15 protein-coding genes are annotated in these 16,105 nt (G+C 40.2%); 12 read left to right on the top strand and 3 right to left on the bottom strand.

The features are described 5' to 3' along the window. Positions 1-584 precede the first annotated feature (584 nt). Both JT717_RS26510 and JT717_RS26515 read left to right on the top strand, forming a co-directional pair. On the top strand, positions 585-848 hold the full coding sequence (locus tag JT717_RS26510) for a DUF4133 domain-containing protein (RefSeq protein WP_240348445.1): 264 nt from the start codon (positions 585-587) through the stop codon (positions 846-848). Positions 849-860: 12 nt separating this feature from the next. Further along, positions 861-1,190, top strand: a complete 330-nt coding sequence (locus JT717_RS26515) for a DUF3875 domain-containing protein (RefSeq protein WP_205514271.1) — start codon at positions 861-863, stop codon at positions 1,188-1,190. 78 nt (positions 1,191-1,268) lie between these two features. On the opposite strand, the gene JT717_RS26520 is transcribed toward JT717_RS26515, so the two are convergent. After that, on the bottom strand, positions 1,269-2,816 hold the full coding sequence (locus JT717_RS26520; RefSeq protein WP_205514272.1) for a right-handed parallel beta-helix repeat-containing protein: 1,548 nt from the start codon (positions 2,814-2,816) through the stop codon (positions 1,269-1,271). A 391-nt stretch (positions 2,817-3,207) separates the two neighbouring features. Next, the gene (locus JT717_RS26525; protein ID WP_205514275.1) at positions 3,208-4,458 is read right to left on the bottom strand and encodes a homocysteine S-methyltransferase family protein; all 1,251 of its coding nucleotides are present in this window, start codon (positions 4,456-4,458) and stop codon (positions 3,208-3,210) included. Between the two features lie 680 nt (positions 4,459-5,138). Here JT717_RS26525 and JT717_RS28935 point away from each other — a divergent pair. The 10 genes from JT717_RS28935 (at position 5,139) to JT717_RS26575 (ending at position 14,096) form a co-directional block, all read left to right on the top strand. Next, positions 5,139-5,390 carry a hypothetical protein gene (locus JT717_RS28935; RefSeq protein ID WP_205514277.1) on the top strand — a complete coding sequence of 84 codons (252 nt, stop codon included), beginning with the start codon at positions 5,139-5,141 and terminating at the stop codon, positions 5,388-5,390. A gap of 28 nt (positions 5,391-5,418) precedes the next feature. Beyond that, the gene (locus JT717_RS28700; RefSeq protein ID WP_255553055.1) at positions 5,419-5,619 is read left to right on the top strand and encodes a hypothetical protein; all 201 of its coding nucleotides are present in this window, start codon (positions 5,419-5,421) and stop codon (positions 5,617-5,619) included. A 273-nt stretch (positions 5,620-5,892) separates the two neighbouring features. Then, complete coding sequence (locus tag JT717_RS26540) at positions 5,893-6,762, top strand: hypothetical protein (RefSeq protein ID WP_205514279.1); 870 nt, start codon at positions 5,893-5,895, stop codon at positions 6,760-6,762. 386 nt (positions 6,763-7,148) lie between these two features. After that, entirely contained in the window at positions 7,149-7,529 is a 381-nt protein-coding gene (locus tag JT717_RS26545; RefSeq protein WP_205514280.1) for a transposase family protein, read from the top strand. Positions 7,530-7,538: 9 nt separating this feature from the next. Next, the gene (locus tag JT717_RS26550) at positions 7,539-8,108 is read left to right on the top strand and encodes a transposase (RefSeq protein WP_205514282.1); all 570 of its coding nucleotides are present in this window, start codon (positions 7,539-7,541) and stop codon (positions 8,106-8,108) included. A 48-nt stretch (positions 8,109-8,156) separates the two neighbouring features. Continuing rightward, entirely contained in the window at positions 8,157-8,639 is a 483-nt protein-coding gene (locus JT717_RS26555) for a transposase (RefSeq protein ID WP_205514283.1), read from the top strand. Positions 8,640-8,656: 17 nt separating this feature from the next. Further along, positions 8,657-8,737 (top strand): hypothetical protein, encoded by an 81-nt coding sequence (locus JT717_RS28940; RefSeq protein ID WP_369411764.1) that lies wholly within the window; start codon positions 8,657-8,659, stop codon positions 8,735-8,737. Positions 8,738-9,091: 354 nt separating this feature from the next. After that, positions 9,092-10,165: an alpha/beta hydrolase gene (locus JT717_RS26565; protein WP_205514285.1), complete on the top strand. Its 1,074-nt coding sequence runs from the start codon at positions 9,092-9,094 to the stop codon at positions 10,163-10,165. A 212-nt stretch (positions 10,166-10,377) separates the two neighbouring features. Then, positions 10,378-10,965, top strand: coding sequence for a hypothetical protein (locus JT717_RS26570; RefSeq protein ID WP_205514287.1), 588 nt, complete (start codon positions 10,378-10,380; stop codon positions 10,963-10,965). Between the two features lie 1,088 nt (positions 10,966-12,053). Next, the gene (locus JT717_RS26575; protein WP_205514289.1) at positions 12,054-14,096 is read left to right on the top strand and encodes a hypothetical protein; all 2,043 of its coding nucleotides are present in this window, start codon (positions 12,054-12,056) and stop codon (positions 14,094-14,096) included. Between the two features lie 22 nt (positions 14,097-14,118). Here the strand turns inward: JT717_RS26575 and mobC are convergent, their stop codons facing one another. Continuing rightward, positions 14,119-16,104 carry a conjugal transfer protein MobC gene (mobC, locus tag JT717_RS26580; RefSeq protein WP_205514291.1) on the bottom strand — a complete coding sequence of 662 codons (1,986 nt, stop codon included), beginning with the start codon at positions 16,102-16,104 and terminating at the stop codon, positions 14,119-14,121. Position 16,105: the final 1 nt, after the last annotated feature.

Here is a 16,105-nt window from a genome sequence, read left to right on the forward strand (position 1 = left end):
TTCTGATCAACAGCAACAAAGTGACTGCGTGAACCGACATCGATACCAGCAGCATGGGGATGGACGATTTTAAGAGTCAATTCCTTCTTAGTCATATGGGAGTTTTGTTTTAAACTCCGGGGAAAGTATTATGCTGTAAAAACTTTTCTGTACGGGATTCCTTCATGAAAAAGATCGCCAATTGTATTCAACAAATGCCCAATGACACATGGGGCAATATACGTTCCAGCCTGATTATTTTAAGGACTTAAAATAAGTACCATTAACAGTCTTCTTCCGGAGGTCTATAAAGTTAAGGGAACTCAAGTTGTCAACGGTATTCAACGGTCGGACCCGTCAAAAGATTATTTTACACTCCCGTGGACTTTTAATCAATAATACATAATTACTTCATCGAGCCTGAAGGTCTTCGCGGTCTTCAGGCTTTTTTTATTCCTACATTTTTTCGTTTTACACTACTTCACATTTTTTCTGTTCAAATATTTGTTTTTGACTTAGAATACGCTCCGTTCATCTCCTGTAACTCTATTTAGCAATATTTATGGCAAGTGTATATGAAATAAATAAAGGTGTGAACCGCTCCGTTGTATTCAAAGGTATCAAGGCGGCAGTACATTATATTTCTGGCTTGCGGTCTGGTTACGCTTCTTTTACTATTTGCTATTCTATTCATTGCCGGGGTCAGCAGTTACGTTTGCCTTAGTATCATACAACCCATAGGGCTTGCCCTTTTTGCGACTGTACAACATCTAAGCAAGAAGTTTGGGGAATTTGGGTTAATGAAACGAACTGCACAAAGAAAACTTCCAAGATTCAATCGAGGTCAAGGAAAATATTCATTCAATTAAATGGAAATGAACATGAAGAAGACCAAACAACTGGGAAAAATACTGCCAGTGTTTAAAATTGAAAAGGATTGTATATTATCCAAGGCCGGTGATATAACTGTCGCCTTTCAGATGGAACTGCCGGAAATATTCACTCTTGGCACTAACGACTTTGAAGCACTTCATCAAATTTGGATCAAGGCAATCCGGGTTTTGCCAAGCAATTGTATTGTACATACCGATAATTATTTTCACTTCATAAGTTTCAAAAATTCCATTCCCGTTTACTATTGCAAAAGCAGCCGGAATTCCGACGCAGGTCCACAATTACCATTTACCGTTTCAAGAGCAGCTATTCCTTAATAGAGACGCTATCAATTTATCTTAATAAAAAAGTGTGGCACACTTTCAAAGTATGCCACACCTCTTCTATGTTTTTTATTACTGTTGCTGATAAGCGCCCATGTCAACCACTCCATTCACTACCCTGGGCTTACCATCGAGATCTTTTTCTGTGGCATCAGTGATCCAGGAAGGATTGCCCGCACGTAAACAGTGACTTGCGGTTTTGAGGTGCAGGTCAGGATTCGAAGCTCCGGCATTAACAAAAAGCGGATCCTGGAAGAAAGAATGGACGTCATGCCCAGTTTTGGTTTTGTAGGCAGTAAATGAATGGTAACTATTGCTACGCCAGTTGACCGTGATGTCGGAAGCATTTCCAGTCTCTGTAAACCAGGCATTATAATCAAATGTATTTCCCGATTGCGGAGAAATATTCTCCAATGAGAACAGGGTGTTTTGACTATTGGTATAAAAAACATTATTCCCGATAGTGCAGTTGGAGGCTTTTGTCAAGTATATTTCCCCGGAACCATCGTTTTTGGAGTCGTTTTTATAAAAGCTGTTATTCCTGATAATACAATTAATCACCTGCCCGGTAGTACCTGCGTCATATCCGCCAATGGCAACTCCCGTAATCTCGTTCAGGTAAATCAGGTTATTGGTGACGGTGACATTACTGGTGGTGCCATTTTCCTCATGGCCTACTTCAATTCCATAACCATTTTGATAGGTTATATTGCGGTCAATTTTAATATCCTTTCCCCCATCCACATAAATCCCTCCGCTTGTAGCATAGGCGGCCCAGTTATTGAAGCAGACATTTCCGCTGATCAAACCATTTCGTACCTGGTCTAACTGTGAATTGGAGCTTACGCCATAATGCCCCAGCGCTGCAATTCCAATATTTGTATTGTCGTGCACTTTGTTGTTGGTAATAGTGAATCCGTCGATGTTGCCATCTAATGATAATGATTCACTGTAGCCGGTAATGTTATTGGTGAATTCGCAACTATCAATGACCAGATTTTTAATGGCATTAGCCTGCGTTGCCCCATAGCCGAATGCAATGAATGGTTGAGCATTTTGGCTGTAATTCGGTGTAGTAGACGCATTACTGGTCCAGCTAATACTTTTGAACACCATATTGCGGAAGGTCAGATCACTTACTCCCCCGTTTTTACTGGCCGAAACCAGAACGCCCATGGCGTTGTTCTTCGTAATATTTTGCACAGTAAAATTGCGGAAAACGAGAAAGCTTTTGTCGGTGACAGTAAGAATGGTAGTGCCTGCAATTTTTGACCCGTCTATGATCACCTGTTCATTATTGTAATTCGTAAATGTAACAGGGTTTCCCGCAGTACCGCTGACGCGTACCACCAGTTGCTCATAGTAAATGCCGCCTCTGATGTGTACCGTGCTTCCAGCCACGGCGGCATCAAAGGATTTCTGGATGGTTTTCCAGGCTGTACCAAGGGTGAGACCGTCATTCTGGTCGTTGCCCCGCGCTCCATCAACGTAATAAACACGAACGGAGGACTCGGTAGCAGGACTACCATCAGGATTTACAGAACTCTCAGGATTTACAGTACTATCTTTTTTACAGGAAAAGAAAGAAAACAGCACGGATAGCATTAAAATGTTGCGCATTAACATAAGGTTTGAATTATTAAAGCCTATACAGAAAAAATAGTGCCGTTTTACTTCTAACGGGAAGTGTGCGAAGATAAAATACAACAACAGCAGGTCACAGACCATGGTATTAGTAACCCGGGAGAAGATCAGCCGTTTATATTATTCCACTTATTTCCAACGTCGTCAGCCTGCCGGCCGAGACTGCACGTCGGTCCTAGAGATGTTCCCGGCCATAGGTTTTATTAGAACTATCCAACATTGTCTTTACAACGGTATCTGTTGACATAGCATCATTATAATTGTAACTTAAACAGGCTATTAGCGTTAGACGCTATTTGTTTTTGTAAATCGTAGTATCAATTAGCGCTCAGCTCACTTCTGATTTTACATTGCCTGAAGATTGAATCTACCCTTGTACGTATTGATACCTGCCCATAATATGTGCACCAACCAACATTGCCTGTTCTGAGTGATATACGTTTTTCTCTCTTTCAAACTTTATATACACCTGGTCAAGTAATTTTCTATCCTCTATGCTGGAAATTATCGATAGTAATTGTTCCATGGAAAGACCGGAACTGGGTGTGGAAGGTGATGACACCCACTTTTCAATCAGGGAAGCGGTTTTATAGGTCGTCCTCCATTTTTTGAGGGTAGAAGCCGAAAGGGGTTTTGCCCTTGGCCTGTATCTGCTTACGGCTTTAGCAGCTGCTGCAATATGATCAGGTGTTGTACCGCAACAACCACCAACAATATTTAACCACCCCTGGCTTGCAAATTCTTCAACTAATGCTGCAAACTCTTTTGCCGATTGATCATACCGACCAAATGCATTGGGCAATCCAGCATTTGGATGAGTGCTTACTAGAAACGGACATTCTTTGTTAAGTATTTCAAGGTAAGGTCGTAGTTCCTTTGCGCCTAAGGCGCAGTTTAAGCCAATGGACATTATTGGAGCATGAGAAATAGAAATGATAAATGCTTCGATTGTTTGTCCTGACAATATTCTGCCACTTGCATCAGTGATCGTACCTGAAACCATAATCGGATAGCGACGTCCTTTCGTTTCAAACACAGACATCAATGCGAATAACGCTGCCTTTGCATTTAAGGTGTCGGTGATGGTCTCAAGCAGGAACAGATCAATGCCACCGTCAATCAAAGCACACGCCTGCTCCATGTATGCTTCTTTCAATTCATCGAAGGTCACGGCTCTGTATCCCGGATTGTTCACATCAGGCGAGATGGAGGCCAGTTTTGTGGTCGGTCCCATAGAGCCTGCTACAAAAGAGGGCTTAAAATTGTGTTTTCGTTTATGCTCCCACACGGCTTTTTTCGCAAGCCTGGCACCCTGGTAGTTTATCTCATAAACAAGGTTTTCCATTTCATAGTCCGCCTGCGAAATGCGGTTGGCGCCAAAGGTATTAGTAGAAAGTATGTCGGCGCCAGCATTAAGATACTGCTGGTGTAAGTCCTTTATAATATCGGGCCTTGTTAGGTTTAAAAGATCGTTATTGCCTTTTAGTTCAATGTGGTGATTTAATAAGGCTTGATTTCTGAAATCATCTTCTGTTAGTTCAAGTGGCTGTATCATAGTTGCCATTGCTCCATCCAAAAGGAGTATACGGCCTAATGCTTCTCGTTCTATTATGTCCATAGAATTCATTGGTTTTGGTTTGGTACTGAAACTTACCGCTAATCCTTCAATATACGTAAATTTTTGTTCCACTTTTGGTTGATAAGGAGTAAAATGAGCAAAATAGGGTTGGGATTAGGAAGCCTTTCCTGTTTATTTAGTTTATAATGTATAAATAAAATCTAGGCAGAATATCAATGCTCGTAATCGCTTTATCCTGGCTTTACAAGCAAAAGTCAAGTGCTTTCACCGGATGCTCTTTTTAAACGGATCTAGAAATATGTAATGAGTGAACAGCCAGCGACTTCTCCTTGCAGCAAAAGATCTTCGACCGGTTTTACAGCGTACCATGCATGAATAAAGGGCACTGGGTTAGGTTTGGCCATTAGCAAGGACATTTTACAGAGACGATGGATGGGGAAATTGGTTTGGAATCAACACCTGACAAGGGCAGTTACTTCTTTTGTCGATTTAATGTGGTAAGATAAGGTTTCGTTCTTATTTCCGTGGGAATTGTAGAACTTTCGTTGCAGATATATGCGTTACAGCTAGGGGCGGTGCAACACATCTTACTTTTAAAAATTTGATCGCTTGCTATAGCTTAGGAAAAAATGTCAATCTTGACCTTTGCTTCCCAATTTTCGTCAGGCTCTTCCTCAGCCACCGATCACAAATTCATCTGAACATTACGCAAAAATATTGTGGAGGGAATTTATAAATGGATAAAGATTGAGTATTATGGTTTGACCTTGTCTGGCATGCGGGCAACTGCACCGGCGGATGCAACCGCAGCCAGGCCTAAACAAAATGCGCCCTGTTTGGAATACCCGGTACATTTCTTCTCATCTGATACTGCTGAAATCATACTGATAGCATCGCCGCTGTTAAATGTTATGCCGGATAGAGATATTAAACTGGCGGTATCTATTGATGACGGGAACCTTTTTTTGTGACTAATGTGCCTGATAAATTCAAAGTACATTGGTCAATCCGGATTGGGCACAAACTGTCGTAAGCAAGCTCGCTATTGTAAAAAAAACATTGAAGTTATCAGGAGCAGGAAATCATACGTTAAAGGTTTGGATGGTAGATCCCGGTGCAGTGCTAGAAAAAATAATTATCAATACCGGCGGTCTGAAAGCGTCGAGACTGGGTCCTCCGGAAAGTTATTATGCAAAATAAGATGTTTGGGCTATAGAGACCGACTCGCACAGTGACAGACATGTGCAACATTATAGAATGCAACAATATTTTTTATTTTACTCGTCCGTATCGAAACACTAATGAGTGTAGAAGCTGTTACAAACGAAAGAGGCCATCTCAAAACAAGTGCCTTCAATGGTATATAAAACTGATAACGCGAGCAGGAGTGGTAAGTCTAAATACTGAAGATCTTTACTATTGTTTATGATTAAGGTCGTACATGATAACTTGTGAAATAATTTTAACCTTGTTATGCAGCAGCCAGCCATCGTTTTTCTTTTATATTTAATGAGCAAAAACCTTTTTATCATTAAACAAAATTGTATGCAAGTACAAGTAAGAAAAACGATCCTAAAAGAAGTCCGCAAAATTGGAGTAATGCTTTCGCTCGAAAAAGCAAAAGAAATGATCGAAGCCTGGCAAAACCAGGAACCTGAAGCCGTTAAATCGTTCCTGTATGGCAGAAAGATCTTTGAACAACTACTGCAGGTGCCTGGTTGCGTAGGCATACGCGTTTTCAATGGAATTGATAATAATCGTCAGCAGGCTTTGGTGTTTGTCCCTGTTAGTGAAAGAAATCAGAACATCCTGAATTATTCAATTAACACAACGGATGGTATGGTTGTGGTAGAAGCGCCTGTTGCAGATGGTGGATTGAAATGTCCCACGTATTGTCCCGCCCCAGCTACTGACATTGAATCACCGACCTGGGAAACGTATATTGTTGATCAACAAAATGGCATTACTCGCAAAATTGCTGATCTGGGAGAACTTATTTCCCGTAAAAAGGCTATGGAAATGGTAGAAAAGTGGCAAAGTGAAGAGCCGGAAGGCATAAAGTCAATTTTATATGGCAGGGAGATATTCGATCAGTTGCTGGCTGTTCCTGGCTGCGAGGGAATTCGCGTGTTTAATGCATATGATGATAATGCCACACATACTTTTGTTTTTGTGGCTGTTGATGGCCGCAATAACAACATTAGGGAATTCAAAAGACTGAGCGATGGCGAAACCATAAAGGCACCCATTGCGGATGGTGGGTTAAAATGTCCTTCTTATTGTCCTAATCCTGATTCCCCCACACCTGTGCCCGGCTGGGAAGATTATATTATTAATGAGTAGAAGTGTTATTTCAAAACTAAAAAGAGGCTGTCTATGCAGTCTCTTTTTGTGCGATTTACATTGCGCAGTTTCGGTTTATATTTCTTTATGGATTATGTTGAATTTTTGAGGTAGTGAAGTTTATATAAAAGATACACATAACTTCCATTTAAAATGTAATGCTAGTGATGAAAGACTATAGGAAAGAAGGTGTAATAGTCTATAACTTCACTTAGAAAGAAACATAAAAATTTAGAAAGGCTAAGCTAGCATCCCGGACATTTACAGCATTCTTGCCCACTGGTGTGGTCAGCACCAGGTTCTTCGTCAGGTTTGGTGGTCGTGTTGAATTGGCATATCTCTTTTATTAAGTAAGATGAAGTTTGTAATCTCGGGAAACGACTGGAATGCCATATAATGAATTGATGTTTGGACGATCGGAAATATTGGAGGTGATTAATGCAGAAAAAGAAGATGGGAAGGTGTTGATTTATGTCAGAAGTAAGCAATCAGGAAGTAATTGTCCAAATTGTAATGAATTAAGCTCCCGTTTACACAGTTATTATACAAGAAAGATTATGGATTTGCCACTGGCGGGTAGCCAAACCTGGTTAATTCTCCATGTAAGAAAGTTTTATTGCCTTAATGTCAATTGCATCCGAAAAGTATTTGCAGAACGGTTTTCGGAGCATATAGTCAGCCGTAAAACAGTTACGAAACGAGTAAATGAAAAGTTTTTAAAAATTGCTTCGTTAATGGGAGGAAATGGAGGTGTTCGAATATGTTAATTAATGAATATGCCGACCAGCAGTTCGACCTTAATTAGATTAATACATCAGCAACCCCTTGAGCAGAGCACTGTTCCTAAGGTATTGGGTATTGATGACTGGGCTTTTAAAAAGGGCTCTCGATATGGTACAATTATCGTAGATCTTGAGAAGCGACAAATAATCGATTTGTTACCTGATAGAGAAACTGTTTCAGTTGAAGGATGGCTAAAAGCACACCCCGGTGTTGAAATTGTAAGTCGAGACCGGTATTCTAATTTTGCCAATGGTGTAAAAAATGCATCTTCATCCATTAAGCATGTCGCCGACCGTTGGCACCTGCTTAAAAACCTGGGTGATGCAATGCAAAAAGCATTGGATAGAAATGTTGTTAGTTTAAAAGCTGCCAGGCAGCGAATGAGCTATCAAGCGAATAACGAAGTTCAACCTCAACCCGTTGTGAGAAAAGAAAATGAAAAAACTGAGAATGGCGTGATAGCCAAAAAATTCCATCAAGTGAAGCAAATGTTGTTGGATGGTAATAGTATTAAAAAAATTGCAAGGGATACCGGCGTAACTAGGATTACTATCAGAAAGTGAAAGTCATTTGACTTTCTGCCCCCCAAGAGGTCACCCAGAATGACCAACATGCACCTTTATGATGAAGCAGTAAGTAAAATGCTGGATGAAAATCCAAGGATTGAAACAAAGGAAGTCTTAGAGAAAATTACAGAAATGGGGTACAAGGGATCAACAACAATGTGCTATGAGAATGTCAGAAAATTGCGCGAAGGAAAAATAAATAATACTACGAATCAGTTGGTAACGATATTCTGGGTGCCACCTAAAGCCAGCAATCTCTTTTATATTGATAGACGACGCTTATCAAAGGAAGAGAAATTGTTTATTAATACCCTATGCACGGAGAGTAAGGAAATTAAAAGGGCTGCAAAACTCATACGGCAATTCAAAAGCATGCTCAAGAAAAAAGACGGTTCAATGTTAAATGCATGGATCAAAAATGCTATATCATCAAAGATCAAAGAAATCAAAGGATTTGCAAAAGGATTACTTTCTGATTTCGAGGCAATCGAAAATGGCGTAAATTACCATGGAGTAATGGCCCGGTAGAAGGCCTGGTTAATAAGTTGAAAATATTCAAGCGTCAAATGTACGGTAGGGCAAGTTTTGAGCTTTTAAGAAAAAGATTAGTAAACCACCAAGCTTGACGAAGAACCAGCATTGTAGGAGTGAGTGGTCAAGATCAACAGGATTATACACTTGCCTTCATATTTCTGGTCGCTTAACTTATGTGGTAGTAAAAAACAATGTTTAAATGATAAACCTGCGGCTCGTAAACTTAGGCCAAAGAGAGAAAAGCTGCAATCAAACCTAATGTTTAACTGATCTTTACTATTAACATTAACTCACAAACGACAACAAGTTTTGCGTGATGGCTCCAGTCTTTTGGGCGATTTTAAACTGGATTTGCTACCGCATACAATTTCCACGGCATCATTTTCCGCAATTTTAGTATATTAAACAAATCTTCAATTAATTAGCTAAATTATCATTTAATTGCTATGAACAAGCTGGTGGTTCGATTCCTTGTTATTATTGTAGCAAAGCTATTATTATCTACCGCACGAGCCCAACCCGTCGGTAATAATTTATACCCCTTAACATTACCATACGGGAAAGTGATCGACTGGCATTCGGGAATTGTTCATGATAGTTTTCGTACATATATTTTTTTTCCACCTGGTTATGACAGCTCAAAACGTTCTTATCCTGTACTATTTTTAACAGATGGCGATTGGAGCTTTACTGCCGCAGTGAATGCGTTTGGCAGCTTAAAGCAGGATTACCGGGTAATAGAGCCTGTTATAGTAGCGATTGGTTATGGTGATGGTCCCAACCGCAGGGACCGTGATCTTGATCCTGAGAAAGGCGGTTACGCCTTTTTAGAGTGTTTAAAGAAAGAACTTATACCATGGATGAATGCCAATTTCAAAGTAAACGATAACCGGGCTTTGTATGGGTATTCACTTGGCGGCAAGTTTGCAACGTTTGCCTTATTCAAAGAGCCTAAGCTGTTCACGTCAGTAATGATAGGCGCACCTGCCGATGGTGGCAGACATCTATTACCAACGGCTAATCAATATGTAAGCAACGCTGTGGAAATAAGGTCAAAGGTTTTTTTAGCAACGGGAGAGTTTGAACGTGAAACAGTTAAAAACATAAAGGACTTTTGCCAGTGGTTGCAGTCTCAATCTCCTTCAATACCTGTTACCACTTGGGTGGCGCCAGAAATGAATCATGGGGCGGCAATACCTGCCGTATTACAGGAAGCGATCAAAAATACCTACGCGGAAACCAATAAGGAGATCGATATTTCAGTGAAGCAGCTTAAAAGTTATGCGGGAACCTATCGGAACACCGTCGCTGATGAAAGTTTTCGCCTGTATGTGAAAAATAGGAAGCTATATATTGTTTTACACGGATATACCGGCGACTTTCCTTTTCAATTACGAGCCAGTTCAAAAAACACATTTTACCTTAAAGAATATGAACGAATGTTCTGTACATTCAACGGAAATAATCTTACTGTAATGTGGCCAGATGGGCGTGAAAGCAAGTACATAAAAGCAAATTAATAATTGAAGGAACCAATAATGGGCAGATCGATGCACTTTTTAAAATTGATGCAAATAATTAGTAACAAATAATCTGACATATGAAAGTTTGAAGCAAGAATTAATTGAAAACTAAAGCGTAAGGATAGGCGGTGCAATGCTTAATAAAATTTGTCCAGTTGCAGCATCATAGATCAACTAATAAACTCGCCAAGTAAAAAATTATGATTAATATGAAAAGACAGTATGAACGACAAATTGACAACATCGACATCTTCTTCAATAGCTTTGAGTACTTTCAACTGCTGGAAAGGTCGCTTGCAACAAATCTCGGGCTTACAGAACTTAAAAGTGGTGTTCAAGTGATTAGAGACAAAAATGGTTGGCGCGAAAACGAAAAGTCAATAGAGTATATATGGGTGGTTCAAATTTCACGTTCATTTGTTGGGTGGGGTGGTGTTTTTGCAATCAAGTTTAACGAAAACATATTTCGTGAACACTCAAACAAAGAAGAGCTTTTTCAGGGCGTTTTCATTTCGAATAACAACGGAATAGGAAACTTTTATTCTGAAATTTTAGCAGATACTTCTCAGGACATAATTAGACATTTTAACTTAAATCTGTTTGACGCTAAGAAAGGAGTTACGTTTGATGGTGTAAGTTATAATGTGCGAATCATTGCCTTGAATATAAATACATTCATTCAGGTCAACAACCCTAATACAGCTGATTGGAAAAGGTGGGAGACTGAGGTTTGGACAATTGGAAGCAAATTGGCAAAAAAATCAAATAATAAAGAGTTGATAAGTTTGTTTGAATAAAATAACAAGCCCGGAAATCCGGGACTATTAAGATATTTCATGTAATTCATTACAGGTGTATAGGAACAACGACCGAGACTGTAAAATAATCTTTGACGGGTCCGACCGTTGAATACCATTGACAACTTGAGTTCCCTTAACTTTATAGACCTCCGGAAGAAGCCTTCACAGTTAATGGTACTTATTTTAAGTCCTTAAAATAATTAGGCTGGAACGTATATTGCCCATGTGTCATTGGGCATTTGTTGAATACAATTGGGCGATCTTTTTTATTAAGGAATCCCGTACAGAAAAGTTTTTACAGCATAATACTTTTCCCGGAGTTTAAAACAAAAGGTCGAGATACCGAAAGAAAAAAGTAATCTAAAAAACGACGATTTTGGGCAAGAACTAACACCGAACGATCAAATACTATTTGTGCTCTTGTTGAAATGGTGAACCTCATACTTATTCTTCATTCGAGTTCTTATATTGGTTCTATCTGTGTGTATAAACTACATAAAAAGCATGTGTGTGTTTCAAGTTGCTTATAAAAAGGATCTCATTTCTAAGTTGTTTATTATTAGTGTATTGATAATTGCAGTTGGATTTGCGTTTAGGTTAATATATAATAAGAGGTGAATGCTTAAAAAACGGACAAATGCCTTGGTTTGAAATGCGCTCGAGGTCACATGGCGTACGTGGAAGAAGCTGGGCTAAGTAAAGCTCTCATTAAGACAAAGGTCTTGAATGCTGAACAAAGACCCTGCTATAGATACTTACTTACGGGTGATGATAAGGCCGGATGGAGTAGGGCGCCGCCAAAGTATCTGCATAATCATTTTGACCGTCATCAATGTACTATATATTTTAAAGCACCGGTATAAAGTCATTTTTTGGGGTAATGTAATGTATTGCAAATATAATAGATTGTTGACGACTACTGCCGTGCGAAACAGCTACAAGAACTATTTATAAAAACGGACACTTCAACAATCTTTCAATTCGTCTTCTATTATTCTAAATACCAGCATATATTACAAAATGGGTGATAATCACGTATTCTATCATATTCTTTATTCGTAGAATTGTTAGCAAAATATACTTCCATGCACACATCGGATTTGACACAAACCGAGTTGAAATTATTGGAGGCTGTAAAAAGGGGCGAATTGGTTGATTTTAGCATTGAAAACGAGTCACCCATACCTGCAAATACATGGGGAGAAGAAAGAATAATTAGAGCCCAGATAATTGTAGAACTTTTTATAAGTCAAACCAACGACTTGTTGGTGCATCCCAAAGGTGTTCGTATAAAAGCAGCCAGGATCACGGGGCGCTTGGACTTTGAAGACTTGACTTTAAAATTTCCTTTGATATTAAAAAATTGTTGGTTTGATGAGGATATTGTACTAACGGGTGCAGATGCTGTATTGTTAAATTTTTCCGGAAGTAGGGTTCGGAATGTATTTGCAGAACGGCTAAATTTAAAGGGTACATTATTCGTTAATGATGGCTTTGTTTGTGAAGGATTATTTGAATTAAGAGATTCTTACATAGGGAGAAGTGTGAATGCACAAGGGGCACAATTTAAAAATGGATCGAAAACGGTTTTTAATGGTCGTCGTATGGTTGTACATGGGGGGGTATATTTTGCGCTCAAATTTAGTTCAATTGGTGAAATCGATTTAATAGATGCAAAGATTGGAGGAACTGTGTCATTTAATGGCGCTACACTTGAAAACCCTTCTGGATATACCCTTATTGGAGATCGGGCTGTTATTAAAGGAGGTTTATATCTTAACGAAAAGTTTACATCGAATGGAAAAGTTAGTTTAATCCTTGGTCAGATAAGTGGCGGGTTAGTTTGTGATGAGGCAATATTTGTGAACCCTGGAAAAGGAGTGTTAAATGCAGCTGGTATTTCCGTGGCTGGTGCTGTTATATTTAGTAGAGCAGTCGTAAAGGGGACGATAAATATTTCTTTTGCAACCGTTGGTGGAACTATTGATTTCGCCTATGCGACTCTGGAATGTCCAGGCGGGATGATCTTTGATGCCCAGGAATTAACTACTAAAAGTACAATTTTTTTGGGTAAGAAATTTAAAGGAATCGGATCCATAAATCTAATAGGGGCGAATATAGGTGGTGCTTTAATTTGTAAAGATTCTCAGTTTATGCAAGAAAATGGTGAGGCTTTTAATGCCACCAGGGTAAATATTAAACACGATTTTATTTTTGAAAGTTCTAAAATAGAAGGTTCCTTGATACTTTCTAACGGCGAAATAGGTGGTGACTTTTATATGGCAAGGGTTTGTTCTGAAGGATTGACCGTCTTGACAGGGCTTAAGGTTGAAGGCGATTTAAATTGTTCGGGTGCTAGCTTCAAAAAAAAAGACAATAATGATCAGATTGGTTGGAAAGGATTTCGAACGAATAATATCGTTTTTGTTGCAGCAGGAATTGATGTGAAGAGAACATTTCATTGGCGCGACATACAAATTGCATCAGAAGGAATGGTAGTGTTGTTAAATGGAAAAGTTGGTCAACTGTTTGATGATCTCAAGAGCTGGCCGAGCAAAGGCAAACTGATAATTGAGAACTTTTCATACTCCTCATTTCATAACTCGGTCATAAATATAAGAGAACGCATCGAATGGTTGCGAAGGCAGGAAGAGTTTAGCCCACAACCATACGAACAGGTAGTTAAGGTATTGCGATCGGTTGGACATGATAAGTATGCAAGGAGAGTTGCGCGAGCCAAGCAGAATGACCTTAGAAAGCGAGGAAAGTTGGGCATACCTGAAAAATGTTGGAATTTGTTCCTTGATGTTACAATTGGACACGGCTATCAGGTTTACCGCATCTTGATAGCGGCTGCAATTATAACAATATTAGGAACTATAGTATTCTCCCGCGCCAACCAATTAGGTATAATGACACCAGTAAAAGAAACGCAACCCGGATTTAATGCTTTTATATATTCATTGGATGTATTTTTACCCATTGTAGATCTGAAGCAGGAAGTATACTGGTTACCGATACACGGAGGGAGTTTTTATATGACTTATTATTGGGTACACATTTTTTTAGGGTGGTTAATAACCACATTAGCTGTTGTCGGTTTAACAGGTATTGTCAAGAAGGATTAAGTCAACTGTTTATATTTTGGTATCACTTTTTAATAACCAAATGTTCTTTTGCCGGATCGTTCAACATCCGCTCCATAACCACTTCGGCAATGTCCTGCACATGCTGCTTAATTTCGAAAAATACCCGCTGGATCTCTTTTGGGTCATTTGCTTTTTCCGATTCCGGCAAAGGCTTAAATGCCGCCTTTTCCTCAGCAAGCGCCGGCACATCATTAATAATTCGCGAGTGAAAGCCTTTCAGTTCAATCGGCTGGTCCGGATTATCAGCTGTGATCCCGACAAATTCGCCGCTCGAAAGGCTGGAAATTGTGCTTGGCGGTATCGACGCTTCCAGTTGTTTTGAGTGACTAATCGATGTATCGCTACTGTTGATCGACATGCTTTGGCGATCTTGCATGATTTTGGGAAAACGTTCCGACAGAAGCTTGGCGGTTTCCCCGCTTACCTGGCCGCTTATGATGTTTCCCGTCATATTGAAAATCGCCTCAGCTTCCTCACGGCTATAGACCTGTTTTAATTGACTGTAATCCTGTACGGCGATTATGCAGATGATGTCGTTTGATCGCCCCTGGCCAATCACCCTCAGTACGCTGGAAGCGCGGATCGTAGCGAACTCATCATAGATGGTGGCACACTTGTGCCGGCCGGGCTGATTGATTATCTTATTGAGGCGGTCACAGATCAAGGAAATAACTGGGGCCAGCGCATCAGCTTTTAAGGGGTCATTTCCCAAACAAAAAATCTTCGGCTCTTTCGGGTTATTGATGTCCATCGTAAAGTCATTGCCGGACAGTATATAATACAAACTGGGCGATGATAACCGGCCTAATGGAATTTTCACCGACGCCAGTTGATTATCTACCGTCTCCATTACATCATTCAGGTAGGCATTGCTGAAAGGATTGATCAACGTTTCGATTTCCGGCTCATAATTTAATACTGTGAAAAGCTTATCGTAAGGTAGCTGGAGCAGCTCGATCGCATGGGGCAGTGTACAGTACTTACCTCCGTCAAACTTTTTCAAAAACCAGATCACGGCCGCCAGCAAGTTGATTGGAGACTCCACGAAAAATTCTCCTTGTCGGCTGGCCCACGTCTTGTTAATACTCAGCAGCATTGTTTTGCTCGCTTCAATGGCATCGACGAGATCCTGCAGCATGTCGGGGTACAATGGATTGAGCCGGTGAATCGGTCTCGTGAAGTTGACACAGAAGAACTTCGGCTCTATAGGGTACTTATGCTTGTTTTTCAGGTAAAGGTTATAGGTCAGGTTTGTCAGCTCCGGATATTTGAAATCAAAGACAAATTGGGCGAAGGATTTATCACTGAGCTGCCGGATCGCATTCTCGATTATATACCAGCTTTTTCCCGATCCTGGAGAGCCCAGCACCAACAGACCCCTCCTTGGATTGACATAATTGATCCACATCTTCCGCGTCCTGCCTTTTAATTTGTAGACAGCCGGAAGATTGATGGAATACGGGTTTGTCAACAATCGTTCTTCTTGGGGAAACGTTTCGTTCGCCCGGTTAAAAACTTCGTTACTCAATTTGCTTTTAATGATCCTGGAAAGCGTTACTCCGCCGGTTAAGATCAACAGATAACCGGTCCCGGTAAGCACCATGTAGAGTTGGGCCACCTCAGTCAGTTCCAGTCCCTTTATGGACAGCACCAGCCCGCTTATAAAATAGACTAGCAGCCCGCAGCCGATGCAGACATAAGATGTCCGGTAATTGGATTTTGGATTTTTTCTTCCTTTGGCGCCCACCAGGGAAATTGCCAAGAAAAGTAGGGATACCAGTTTTGACTCATTGAAGTGTTTAAAAAAGCCCGATCGGCCAATGTTTGCCAGGAACCTGTCGCCAATTGTGTGGGTCAAGTCCCATTGCTCAAAAGCTCCATAGCAGTAATAATAAAAGTGAATCAATAAAACAACAATCGAGATCATGCGCGTCAAGTCAATGATCTTCCTTAGCCCCATTTCATTCTCACCGGTCATTGCTCCCATG

Source organism: Longitalea arenae (genome assembly GCF_016924755.1).
Taxonomy (GTDB): Bacteria; Bacteroidota; Bacteroidia; order Chitinophagales; family Chitinophagaceae; genus Niastella; species Niastella arenae.